This window comes from Sporolactobacillus shoreicorticis, from assembly GCF_024125445.1.
Classification (GTDB): domain Bacteria; phylum Bacillota; class Bacilli; order Bacillales; family Sporolactobacillaceae; genus Sporolactobacillus; species Sporolactobacillus shoreicorticis.
On the sequence record NZ_JAMXWM010000003.1, the window covers coordinates 15062 to 27666 of the forward strand.

The 12605-nt window shown below is 43.6% G+C and carries 10 protein-coding genes; 2 read left to right on the top strand and 8 right to left on the bottom strand.

Going from position 1 to position 12605, the window contains the following annotated elements; all coding sequences use genetic code 11:
• Positions 1–206: 206 nt before the first annotated feature.
• From NIE88_RS03025 to NIE88_RS03045, 5 genes are all read right to left on the bottom strand, one after another.
• On the bottom strand, positions 207–974 hold the full coding sequence (locus tag NIE88_RS03025; RefSeq protein WP_253059207.1) for an epoxyqueuosine reductase QueH: 768 nt from the start codon (positions 972–974) through the stop codon (positions 207–209).
• Positions 975–1528: 554 nt separating this feature from the next.
• The gene (locus NIE88_RS03030) at positions 1529–2050 is read right to left on the bottom strand and encodes a metallophosphoesterase family protein (protein WP_253058639.1); all 522 of its coding nucleotides are present in this window, start codon (positions 2048–2050) and stop codon (positions 1529–1531) included.
• Positions 2047–2652, bottom strand: coding sequence for an XTP/dITP diphosphatase (locus tag NIE88_RS03035; protein ID WP_253058641.1), 606 nt, complete (start codon positions 2650–2652; stop codon positions 2047–2049). Before NIE88_RS03035 ends, NIE88_RS03030 begins: the two co-directional genes overlap by 4 nt.
• Positions 2649–3401: a ribonuclease PH gene (gene rph, locus NIE88_RS03040; protein ID WP_253059209.1), complete on the bottom strand. Its 753-nt coding sequence runs from the start codon at positions 3399–3401 to the stop codon at positions 2649–2651. Before rph ends, NIE88_RS03035 begins: the two co-directional genes overlap by 4 nt.
• A 226-nt stretch (positions 3402–3627) precedes the next feature.
• Positions 3628–4647: a GerMN domain-containing protein gene (locus NIE88_RS03045; RefSeq protein WP_253058643.1), complete on the bottom strand. Its 1020-nt coding sequence runs from the start codon at positions 4645–4647 to the stop codon at positions 3628–3630.
• 293 nt (positions 4648–4940) lie between these two features.
• Between NIE88_RS03045 and NIE88_RS03050 the strand changes: the two genes are divergently transcribed.
• Positions 4941–6239 (top strand): methyl-accepting chemotaxis protein, encoded by a 1299-nt coding sequence (locus tag NIE88_RS03050; protein WP_253058645.1) that lies wholly within the window; start codon positions 4941–4943, stop codon positions 6237–6239.
• A gap of 69 nt (positions 6240–6308) precedes the next feature.
• On the opposite strand, the gene NIE88_RS03055 is transcribed toward NIE88_RS03050, so the two are convergent.
• The 3 genes from NIE88_RS03055 to NIE88_RS03065 all read right to left on the bottom strand — a co-directional run bounded on the left by NIE88_RS03055 (position 6309) and on the right by NIE88_RS03065 (position 11559).
• Entirely contained in the window at positions 6309–7289 is a 981-nt protein-coding gene (locus tag NIE88_RS03055; protein WP_253058647.1) for a glycosyltransferase family 2 protein, read from the bottom strand.
• A 42-nt stretch (positions 7290–7331) separates the two neighbouring features.
• Positions 7332–9509 carry an ArnT family glycosyltransferase gene (locus tag NIE88_RS03060; RefSeq protein WP_253058649.1) on the bottom strand — a complete coding sequence of 726 codons (2178 nt, stop codon included), beginning with the start codon at positions 9507–9509 and terminating at the stop codon, positions 7332–7334.
• Between the two features lie 409 nt (positions 9510–9918).
• Positions 9919–11559 (bottom strand): L-lactate permease, encoded by a 1641-nt coding sequence (locus NIE88_RS03065; protein WP_253058651.1) that lies wholly within the window; start codon positions 11557–11559, stop codon positions 9919–9921.
• Between the two features lie 663 nt (positions 11560–12222).
• On the opposite strand from NIE88_RS03065, the gene NIE88_RS03070 reads away from it, so the two are divergent.
• Positions 12223–12594 carry a hypothetical protein gene (locus tag NIE88_RS03070; protein WP_253058653.1) on the top strand — a complete coding sequence of 124 codons (372 nt, stop codon included), beginning with the start codon at positions 12223–12225 and terminating at the stop codon, positions 12592–12594.
• The last annotated feature ends 11 nt before the right edge of the window (positions 12595–12605 follow it).

A 12605-nucleotide genomic window follows, 5' to 3' on the forward strand; every position in this document is an offset into this window, starting at 1 on the left:
GCAATTCATATTATATAACTTGGAATTAAGAATGCACAAGTTTTTTGTTCTCAAATCAGCAAAAGATTTATATTGCAACCAAGCAAGGATATGAAAAAAAGGACCTTTTCTCAAGGTCCTAAAAAGGGGGGTTATTACTTTCACGAGTTACAAATTTAGCATAACAGAGAATGAAAAAAAATTCTACATTTTTTGCAAATATTTTATTATAATAATGTTTTTTCTTCATTAATTATTTTTTCATTTAAATGATCGAAACGATCAGCCTTTATAAGTGCTGCTTTTGCGTCCCGAACAACATGTACAAGATCAACACCTTGCTGCAATGCAGCAAAGACACAGCCGCAATAGCACTGTCGATAAACATCATATTCCCTGCACATCTCAACCGATCGCTGATAGCCGCCGCGCTTTTTGAAATCAGCGGGAAGATAAGGAAAGTCGTCGGTTTTCTGAAGCATAAGCCCGATGCGGTTAACCACCTGGCTGTTCTTATGCGGGCTGATTGTCAGGACCGTTGAAAAATAATCATAGCCTAATTCTTTTGCCTTTTTCGCCGCAAGATCCAGACGCATTTCAAAACAGACACTGCAGCGCCTGCCGCACTCCGGCTCTTTTTCCAAGCCTTTAACCTTGGCAAAATAATCAAGTGGCCGATATGGCGCAGAGAGAAACTGCACATGATTTCCGGTCTGTTTATTAAAATCACGAATAAATTTCTCTTGAACATATTTCCGACGTTCATACTCTGCTCTTGGATGAATATTTGAATTAGTATAATAGATGGTTACATCCGCACTTTTTGAAAGAAATTCAAGCACATAAGTGCTACACGGAGCGCAGCAGCTGTGAATGAGCAGTTTCGGACGAACGCCTTCCTTTTTCCATGAATCAATCATTTTCAATAAAACATGGTCATAGTTGATTTTCTGGGTAGGCGACAATTTGCTTAATATTTCTTCCGCATTAATCAACATCACATTACCTCTTTAATGGACATTTGTTTTCTTTGATTGTACCAAGCTTCATTGCTTCAATCAAACAGGCAGAGTTTACCAGAACGCAATCATCAGGCTGATGACGATCACCCAAAAGGGTATGCAGATCACCATTGCCCATAAAGCGCCTTTAAAAAAATTGTCCTCCATGTCCATCACCTCATTAGCCGAATCAGATTTTTCCTTTATCGGCAGTATGTCCGTAACGGTGGCATGGAATACAGCTTAACCCATTTTAATCAACAGATGTAATGAAAACTTTACAAACGTCGTCCCAGCCTTAATTTTTCTTATACGTGCATCGATACCTTTGTACTTCCTTTTGTACAAAAAAGGCGAATCGGCTCGTTCATTTCCCCATTCAAAAGACTTGAACCAACATAATATGTATTATCAGGCAAAAAGGTTAAGATGTCTGATAACCGCCATATGAGTGCCCCTCCTCATCACTCCCTAAACGCAGCGGTGTCGCTTCTGCGACAAAAAGAGAGCCGGACTGGATATCCGGCTCTCTTTTCGATTCAACATCTTTATTTTTCCAGCTCAAACGACTTGGAAAATGCCGCTACTGGCTCACTGTCAAAAGTATGATAGGTGACTTGAGCCATCTTTTGTTTCGGATCATAATCAAAAATGACAAACGTTCCTTCCCGATAATTACGCGGAAGTCGCAAACTCCCGGGATTAATCACAATCATGCCGTCCTTCTGAAAGGTACCGGCAAAATGTGTGTGTCCAAAACAGACAACATTCGCCTTTGCTTCGAGGCCACGGTAGCATAATCGCGCAGGCGACTGACGCACGCCAAGCAAGTGCCCATGGGCGACAAGAAAGGTCAACCCACCAATCTTTTCCACACACTCATTAGGATAAGCGCCCGGATAATCACAATTTCCTTCAACTGCTGCAAAGCCTTCCATTTCCGAGCAATCCGGCTGCAATTCAGAGTCGCCGCAATGGATCATAAAATCAACCTGGTTTGCATAGCGCTGCTTCAGATCTGCCAATTCATGGGTAAAACCGTGCGTATCGCTGACTATCAAGCCTTTCATTCAGCATCACCAACCCAGCTTGCCCATTTTTCCTGCAATTGCTTCAACGCGCGGGCACGGTGACTGATTTTGTTCTTCTCATCATCGCCCATTTGTGCAAAGGTCAATTGCCGGTCCGGAATCAGGAATAGCGGATCATAACCGAATCCATCCGTGCCGCGCCGCTCCATCGTAATGAATCCGTCACAACGGCCTTCGGCAAAGTGTGTTGGTTGACCCGGCTTGCTGATTGCGAGCACGCAAATAAAATGTGCTGTCCGCTCGCTTTCAGGCACTTCTGCAAGCTTTTCTAGCAGAAGATCAATATTATGCTCGCTGTTTTTATCAGATCCCGCATAACGTGCGGAAAAAATCCCCGGTTCGCCGTTTAGTGCATCGACGCACAACCCTGAATCATCTGCCAGGGTAATCATACCGGTTTCGTTAGACAATGCTTCTGCTTTTAATGCGGCATTCTCACGGAATGTTGTTCCGGTCTCCGGCACATCTGCATGAATATCCATTTCTTTTAAAGAAAAAACGTCGGCACCGAAACCTGTGAGCAGTGCTTTGAATTCTTTTATTTTTCCAAGATTATTTGAAGCAATCAGCACATTAGTCACTTATTTGTTCCCACCTTTTGCTCAATAACTAAATCGCCAAGAATGGATTTTTCTGCTTCAATCAGTTCATGGATTCCTTTTTTTGCAAGAGAGAGCAACCTTGCCAAATCCTCTTCACTGAATGTCGCTTCCTCACCGGTTCCTTGAATTTCAATAAATTCATCACGACCGTTCATGACAATGTTCATATCAACATTGGTGGTTGAGTCCTCTTTATAGCAAAGGTCCAATAGTGGACCATAGATTGGATGTATACCTACCGATGTTGCTGCCAGATAGGATCCGATCGGCATACGGTTGATTTGTTTCTTTTTAAGCGCATGCTTAAATGCCAGCACAGACGCAACAAAGGCACCTGTAATCGATGCAGTACGTGTACCTCCGTCCGCCTGAATGACATCGCAATCAATCCACAGGGTACGTTCACCCATCGCTTCCAGATCGACAACGGAACGCAGCGAACGTCCAATCAGGCGCTGAATTTCCATCGTTCTGCCGGTCACCTTTCCTTTAGTCGATTCACGCATATTGCGCTCCGGTGTAGCACGCGGAAGCATCGCATATTCTGCTGTGACCCAACCTTTTTTATGCCCGCGCAAAAAAGGAGGCACACGATCTTCGATGCTTGCATTGCAAATCACCTTTGTTTTGCCCACTGAAATAAGTACCGAACCTTCCGGATGAATAATAAAATCTGGCTGTATTTGAATAGACCTTAGTTCGTCGCTTGCTCTGCCGTCTGGTCTCATTGTTTCAATTGCCCCCGTGTTCCATTTATTAGGTTTTCTTTTTTTTAAATAAGCGGCATTGTTAAAAAGTTTCGTTGACCGCACTATTTTTATTGCCTCATTCGCCGATTCATCAAATCGGCGCAAATGAGGCAATAAACAACATCATCCTTTAACAACACCAAGGATCAAAAAGAAGAGAAGCCCTGTTTGCTTCTCTTACTATACCATATTTTCTTTAATAAAATTACAGACCGGTTGCATCAACCCATTCGCGTGAAACTGCTCCGGATAATGTTTTTCCGGATTCCAACGTCATCTTTGTCGAATTTCCCACTTGGATCGACACCTTTTGAATTGCCGGATCGCCGGTAAGTGTAAGAACAAGACTGCGAATGACTTGATCATTGATTGTCCTCGCCTTTTTATTATCATAAATGGCACTGTTAAAATGGAGAAATACGGTTCCATTCTTTATTCGCGGTTTTTGAGTCAACTGAATATCAGGATTCATCGGTGAAATGAGTGCCCCTGCCGCCGGTTCGTGAATGAGTGCATTGACGAGGCCGGTGACGCGATCCGAACCGACAGTACCGCGAACAGTGACCGGAACATCATAGGTTTTCCCTTTGTTGGCAGCCATATAATATACAGTAAGCGGCTCACTGCCACTGACATCGGCTACATCACCAGTGACCTGATTAATCCCATCCGCGCGCGTAAGTCCTCTGCCCACTTCATTTTTAGTTGACGGCCATGTATCCAGTGCTTTGCCGTTAACTGTGATTGTCACCGATTTTATTGCCGGAAATTGAGTGAGTGTCCAGACAATCGATTGAACGGCTTGTCTCTGATTCGCAGCAGGTATGTCAAGCAGATCCTTGGAAAAATCAGCCGTTGCATTGCCCCGCTGGTCAGTAGACACATGCTTTACTTCCGTTCCCGAGGGCAGCGTTGCCTGAAATCCGTTTGGCAACAGGTTGGAGATCGGTCCGTCAGCAACCAAATAGTTTAATACCTGCTTTGTCACCGCATTACTTTTCGGCAAACCGATCATCTGCGGAACAACAAAACCATTGGCATCTGTTAAATACAAGACCCTTTCAGTAAATTGCTGACGCGTACTGGTTTTGGCCAAATCGGACTTGCTGTTTACATACTTAACACTGTCTGGTTCGCGATCTGCCATATTGCCGCAGCCTGCAAGTAGCGTCATCGATAATGCAAGACAAGCACCGGCCAAAATGAATGATGTTCGACGATACATAACGTACCCTCCTCGTAAATCTCTATGGGTTGTACTAACATGTATACGAGCCATCTATTCGAATAGACCTTTGATTTTTGAAAAGCTGATTTTCTTTGTTGTGAAGCAAAGTTTTACTTTCATTTTTTATAACAATAAGAAAATTATGCCAAATCATGATATACTTTTATATATTCGATCAATAATGGTTACATACCTGTTTGTATCACGTGGGGGTGATTTCACTGATCCTTTTTAAAAGAAAGCAGCACAAAGAAAGTGATTTACAAAACTCTTCAAGCAGTCAAAATTCAATGGGAAAAATACAAGTGGCCGCTGATCAGCTGAAGGGGGTTGTCGAGCAGTTGAAACTTGCGGCGGAGGCTTTAAATGAATCTTCCCGTTCGAGCCAAACCAGTGTTTCAGAATTCAAACACCATACAACGCGCACTGCTGAGAGCGCAGCGCAGGTTAATGAACAAATGCACATCATTCAAAACTCCGCACAAACAATACTCTCAATTGTGAACAACGTTCAAGCAGACAACGAGCTGGCTTACCAGGATCTGAGTTCTTCTTTAGAGGCGATCAGTGGATTAGAAAAAACGATGTCGGGCATCTTAGACGGTCATCGAGAACTTATGAGCCAAATGAATGAACTTGTTGTCCAATCAAGAAAGATTGACCAAGTCTTTCAATTAATCGGTTCCATTTCCGAAGAAACCAATATTCTTTCGCTTAACGCTGCCATTGAGGCAGCCCGAGCAGGCGAAGCAGGAGAAGGATTCGCTGTTGTCGCTTCGGAAATTCGCAAACTTTCCGGCGAGACGCAGCGAGCAGTGCAGGATACAAAAGAGACGACACAATTGATCCAAAAAGAAATCAATCGATCGACTGAGCGCGTCAGTCAGGAAACAGCTGAAATTGACAAAGGAGCTGAAAAATTGCAGCAAATTGTCGCAACCATAAGCGCCTTTAAAGAAAAATTGGAAACGATCATGCTCGGCAGCAAGGAATCTGCGACTTCTGTAAATGAACAAACAGGAAGCATTTCTACAATTTCTGATTTAATTGATCAGATCTCAGCAATGACTCAGACAAATCAGGCGCTGGCAGAAACGGTTGAACAGGACGTGACGCACCAGTTCAATAGCATTGATCAAATGCTTGCGTTGAATAAACAGCTGATTATTACTTCAAATGAACTTCAGAATTCGATTCAACAGGATGAACGTATGACCATTCAGGTAAACGCCAAGCAGTTGACATCAATGCAGCAGGCAATTCTGCAATTTAACGAAGAACATCCGCTCGCACCAATCGAACCAGATCGCCATATGCGAATTCTGAAAGAGCTGAAAAAAAGGTGCGACGGTCTCGAAGCGATCTGGTCAAATGGTCCGGACGGATCGTTTATTTTCTCGGAACCCGAAGCTGCACTTGCAAATGCCGGCGCAAGAGCGTGGTTTGCGGAAGCGATGAAGGGGGCACCCTATGTGTCCAAGCCTTACTATTCTGCAATTACGAAGCAGCCCTGCGTCACACTTTCCTTTCCAATTTTCCAATCCAGGCAAGTAATCGGCGTGTTCGGTGCAGATTTAACAGTCAAATGAATGATTGCACAAAGAAAAGTCCGAACAGATGCACAGCTTGTTCGGACTTTTCTTTACCTTTGATCATGGTCAGCCATGCTTGACACTGGATATGGTGCGTACCCGTTTGACAGCACCGAATCCTTTGGCTTCTTTGATAATGTACAGTGGACGATCTTTCGTTTCATCATAAATTCTACCAATGTACTCTCCGATCACACCTAGAATGAACAAAGTGAATCCGCTGAACAAAAGCTGAATGACGATGAGCGATGTCCATCCTGGAACGGTATTGGACGTGAACAGCTTCAACGAAAGGGCGACAACCATGTAAACAAAGCCTGCCAAAGAAAGTAAAGCACCACCGTAAGTTGCCAGTTTCAACGGTTTGTAAGAGAAGGAGGTCAGTCCGTCAATAGACAGCTTCAGCATCTTTTTCAACGGATACTTGGTCTCTCCGGCAAATCGCTCATTACGAACATACTCAATTGCCGTCTGCTTAAATCCGATCCAGCTGACAAGCCCTCGTATAAACCGATTTTTCTCCGGTATGCGCTTCATTTCATCGCATACGCGCCGGTCAATTAAACGGAAGTCACCTGTATCAAGCGGAATGTCAATATCTGTTGACATTTTCAATGTTCGGTAGAAGAGCCTTGCGGTCAATTTTTTAAAATGGGTTTCACCTTTTCGTTCCACACGCTTGCCGTAAACAACATCATAACCTTCCTCCCACTTCTCAATCATCTTCAAAATTAATTCAGGCGGGTCCTGAAGATCCGCATCAATAACAACGACCGCCTGGCCTGTCGCGTAATCCATGCCCGCTGTGATTGCAATTTGATGTCCGAAATTACGTGAGAATTCAATGATTTTAACATTCGTATCACTCTTAGAAATATAACTAAGCATTTCCGAAGTCCGATCTCGGCTACCATCATTGACGAACAGCAGCTCATAGGCTTCAAAAGTCCGATCCATGACTGTTTTCAATCGCTTATAGGATTCGTAAATCACTTTTTCTTCATTAAATACTGGCACCACTATAGAATATTTAATTGTCATGGTCATTACCTCCTCGTATATTTTCATGCCGAACTGACCATTTATTGTTTATTTATTGTAGACATAGAGTGTCGATTGCCCTTCGGATCCGCTTTGACTGCTTGAATCCGAACTTGACCAGTCGCTGCTTTTTACTTTCGTACAGTTTTTCTTAATCCAATTCGTAATCGATGAATTCTGTGCCCCGCCTCGATTTCCGGAAATCAGGAAGTATTTAATCTCTCCGGCCTTCACCATCTTTTCCAATTTGCTTACGGTTAATGCAGGATCACTGCCGCCGAATCCACCCATCGCCATAACTGCGTAATTTGTTTTCATCATGATTGAATATGCGGACTGGGCGCTTGGCACAGCAAGAATGAATTTTTCACCATTGTAATGCTTGCGCAGATAGTTGAGCAGTTTCGTGTTGACCTGCTCACCCATGCCTCCTTGTCTCATGCTTTTATTGAAGGTACGGTTCGGCATTTGTTCGAATTGTTCTTGCGTTCCGTTTGAACCCTGTGAATTTCCGGCAGCACCAGATTCGTTGTTGACCGACGGAGCTTCTCCCGGACTGCCGCCAGGGCCGTCTCCCGGAAATCCGTTCTCGTCTGACGACTGGTTTCCTGAACGCTGTTGGCCGCCCCCACCCATTGCACCCATTCCGGACTGTGTTGCGCTTGGACCGGCAATAGGTGTCGCACTGTTCGTCTGATTAAATGTTGACGGGAGTGTCCAATAAAGTGGAGCAAGCAGCATCAGCAGTAGGCTTGATCCTGCGATGGCGCTTTGAACCTTCCATTCTGCCGTCCGCCAGACAACTCCGAATCCGATCGTCATTATAGCGGCTGCGATGAGTAACATCGTCCAAATGGTTCCGATACTGTTCTGGTAAAAAATAACCGCCTCAAAGAGTAGCGTCGCGCCAAAGGCGATCGGTAGAAGATAACCACGCCAGGAGCTCTTCGGATCACTGAAATCACGCCACAGATAAGCAAATCCAATACCGACAAGCGCGGCAATCGGCGGTGCCATCAAGCTTAAATAATATTGATGGAAGAACCCGGCGATGCTGAAGAAGACCATTGCCGGCACAAGCCATGCAAGCCAGAAAATCGTAAAGCTGTGTTTTTCATCCAGCTTTCTGCGCCGAAGCCAGTCGGCAGCGATCGCAATCACACTGAAAAGAACAAATGGAAGAAGCCAGCTTGCTTGTCCAGATAAGGATTTGGAGAACAAGCGAAACGGTCCGGCATTTCCTGTGCCAAACATGTTCCCCTGTCGTCCGCCTCCTCCTGTTCGACCGTTTGGTGTTCCGCCCATCTGGTTTTCAGAACTGTTTCCTCCTGAGGAAGATTTCACAGCCGGCGCGTTTTCAGACACAGTCGTTCCGCTTTGCGCTTTATTATTCTTGCCCATGCTTGGCATTGTGCCCGCTTTTTGACCCCCGCCGCCTTGCTGACCGGTCAGCCGTGATACGCCATTGTAGCCAAAGGCTAGCTCAAGAACCGAGTTGGTTTGGCTCCCCCCGACATAAGGCCGTTTACTGGCGGGAGTAAGATCAACAACGACCGCCCATGAAAGTGAAACGCCTGCCAGAACAACCGTTGCGGCGAGCAGGTGCAGCATCTTTTTCTTCCAGTTAATTTTCATTGCAATCCAGTAAAAAAGATAAACCGCAGGAACAATCATAAATGCCTCAAACATTTTTACATTAAATCCGATACCGATCATGGCAACACTCAGCAGCAACCAGCGAAACTGAGCCGTGGATGCAGCTTTCAATACTGCCCATGCCGCAATAACCAAACAAAGAATCAGCGTGCTGTCCGTGTTGTTCGTTCGCGTCACGGCAATGAAAATTGGTGTGACCGACATGATCATTCCTGAAATAAATGCGGGCAGTTTGCCGGCCCTGCGCTTCACCATCTGATATACAATCACCGTTGATACAATCGCTGCCGCGGCACCCGGAAGCAGAACACTGAAATTACTGAATCCGAACAGTTTTGCACTTATGGTCTGCAGCCAAAGGGCAACCGGAGGCTTATCAACCGTGATGAATCCGGCAGGATCAAATGATGCATAGAAAAAGTTATGGAAGCTTTTCATCATACTCTTTACGGCTACTGTGTAATACTCATTCGTACTCGCTTTATTAAGCAGGAAAAAATTCATAAATCCTGAAAAAAGAATGACACCGATTAAATAAAAATCAATCCGTTTCTTTTTAAATAAATTCATCTTGAGCTCCTCCTCAGGTAACAATAAAGCTGGAATAAATCACCTATACTCGTCAGCATGGGCTTTTTGCTTAACATCATTATGCCAAGCCAATCTTAAAGAATGCTTAACTCAAATTATTTTTTATAAGCTGGGTTAAAAGATAATATAGTCTGTTACCATTTATTGAATCATTCGTGAGCAGACTAGGCTTTTCACGCCTTTCAGCCTTCACCTGTCTGATGAAACAGAATATGAACCTTGCTCTCACCTTCAAAATCATCAAGCTGGCAAGTGAGCCAGTAAAAAAACTACAGTTTAACATCGGCTTTTTATATAACTAAAACCATGTATTACGCGTATTTGCGAGTAAAATGAAAAAAGATGCGGCAAACCCGCACCTTTTTCAATAATTAAGTCTATATTCGGTTCACGGAATCATCCACTGCAACACGTAGGCTTGAAGCAAATTGATCACTCCGGTAATCATGACGAAAAGCAGACTATGTTTAATTGTAAAGCGGAAGAGGCTCCCCTCCCTGCCAACCAGCCCGGTAGCCGCTGTTGCAACGGCCATCGACTGTGGTGAAATCATTTTTGCAGCAACACCGCCGGTTGAATTGGCTGCGACAAGCAACGTCGGATCAACACCGATTTGCTGTGCAGACACCTTCTGCAAATTTGAGAACAAGGCGTTTGATGATGTGTCCGATCCGGTGAGAAATACGCCGATCCATCCGATAAGCGGTGCCAGAAGCGGGAAAACGGTACCCGTCGAGGCAAGCCCGAGTCCCAAAGTACCGCTCATCCCCGAATAGTTCTCAATGTAAGCAAAACCGAGAACGGATACGATCATCACCAATGGAAGCGTCAGCTTTTTTAATGTAAGGCCAAAGGTCAGCGCCCACTTTTCCCAGCTGATACCAATCAGAAATTTGCTTAGAATACAGGTCACTAAAATAGCTGTTCCGGTAGCCGCAAGCACATCAAACTTATAAACGGCGCCATAAGGCATCGCTTGAGTAACAATCGGCTTCACTTGCTCGATCATCCGATCCAGTCCGCGTATGGGAATCATGAACGTAACTTTATTAAGAAATGCCTTAATGCCTGCGGATCCGCCCCATACACAAATGACTACGACGAGCGAAACAAACGGTGACCACGCCTGCGCAATTTTCCCAAAAGAAAAACTGATTTTATTTTGTGAATATGCAGGAATAGGCTGTTCTTTTTCATCCTTAAATCGGAAAATGGATTTCGGCTGCCAGAATTTAAGCAGAATTATGAGACATACCATACTGACAATCGATGAGGTCACATCCGGTAATTCCGGTCCTAAAAAATTGGATGTCACGTATTGCGTAGATGCAAAAGAAATCCCGCATACAAGGATCGCCGGAAGCACCTCAATTGTTCGCTTCCAGCCCGCCATAATAAACACAAGCCAAAATGGAACAAATAAAGAAAGAAAAGGAACTTGGCGTCCAACCATTTGGCTGATCGAAAGTACATCAATGCCGGTGACTTGACCGGATGTAAGAATTGGAATGCCGACGCCACCAAACGCTACCGGTGCCGTGTTTGCAATTAAACAAAGCCCGGCTGCGTAAAAAGGATTGAAGCCGAGCCCGGCAAGCAGCCCCCCGGCAATGGCAACCGGCGTGCCGTAACCCGCAGTTCCTTCCAAAAATGCGCCGAAAGAAAAGGCAATAAGCAACGCCTGCAGACGCCGATCTTGAGTGATGGATGCAATCGAATCACTAATGATTTGAAACTTGCCTGAGGCAACCGTTAATTCATACAAAAATACTGCCGTCACAATAATCCAGCCAATCGGCCAAAGTCCTTGCAATCCGCCCAACGCAGTCGCTTCAAGCGCTAATTGAACCGGCATCTTATAGACTACAATTGCTTCAATCACAGCCAGAACGACCGTCAAAAATCCTGCCTTATACCCCTTCATCTTCTTAATTGCTAAACACCAGAAAAAGAAGACAAGCGGAATACAGGCCACGACGAACGATAAAAACATATTCCCCATTGGATTGTAGTTCTGGGCCCATTGCATTGATTCATTCTCCCTTCCGTATGCGAAAATAGATAACCAAGCAACTATTAAGCGCTTACATCCACTGATTTTACAGATATCCATTCAAATATACAATTTTAGTGAACATTTATTGAATAATATGTGAACGAACAAAAAAGAAGCAGATTATCCGCTCGGATCAATTGTCGAATAAATAATACTTTAGTCACATATCAGTTTTTATTAAAATCAACGATAATAAGAGATGACAAAATTATTAAAGGAATGACTATTTTGAACTTTGAACACCGGTTGACATTATTTTATAAGAAACTTTCAGTTTGGAATCTTGTACTTCGGCATATGAAAAGCCATATCGCGATTTTCTTGGGATTAACTCTTATTTCCACCGTATGTGTTTCGTTTATTTTTGCTTATATCGTTTCAAACTTCGTGCAGCTTTCTTGGTTTATTCATTCTCTATTTTGTTTGGTCGTTTTTGAAATCGTTTTTTTAATTAATCTGAACCATTTCTTATTTCCACAAGCTGTAAAAAAAAGCATTCAGTTATACCATACTTCATTTTATTTGGAGGGGTGGCAGGCGCTCATTTATGCGACTCTCAAAGATTTTTTGAAGAAAAATAATACCATTAAAGATATATTTTTTTTAATTAAGGATTACAAGGAACAGAAAAAGGAAATGACAAAATCGTTTAAAAAAAAAGCTTTTTATAACCTGTCATTAGCTGCATTCATGCTCTTCGCTTGCATCTGGTTTTCATTCAATTCTTGGTTTTTTGATCATATTGTTGCCAATCGCACCAATGATGCTTTTCTCTATCTCATTCTATCTTTCATTTGTTTCCTCCTTTTTGTTCTTATTTTATGGCATATTCATAATGCTTTAGGCAGTTTGTTCTGCTGTCCTTTAACAACTCTTGCCAATCTCATTCGAATTCTGGAAAATATAGAACTTGCACAAAACAATGAAAGCTTTGCTAGAATCATTGACAAAGAAACAGCCACTGTCGATACAGAAGTTGTCAAACGCATCATTGCTGAAAACACATAATTGTGACTAGC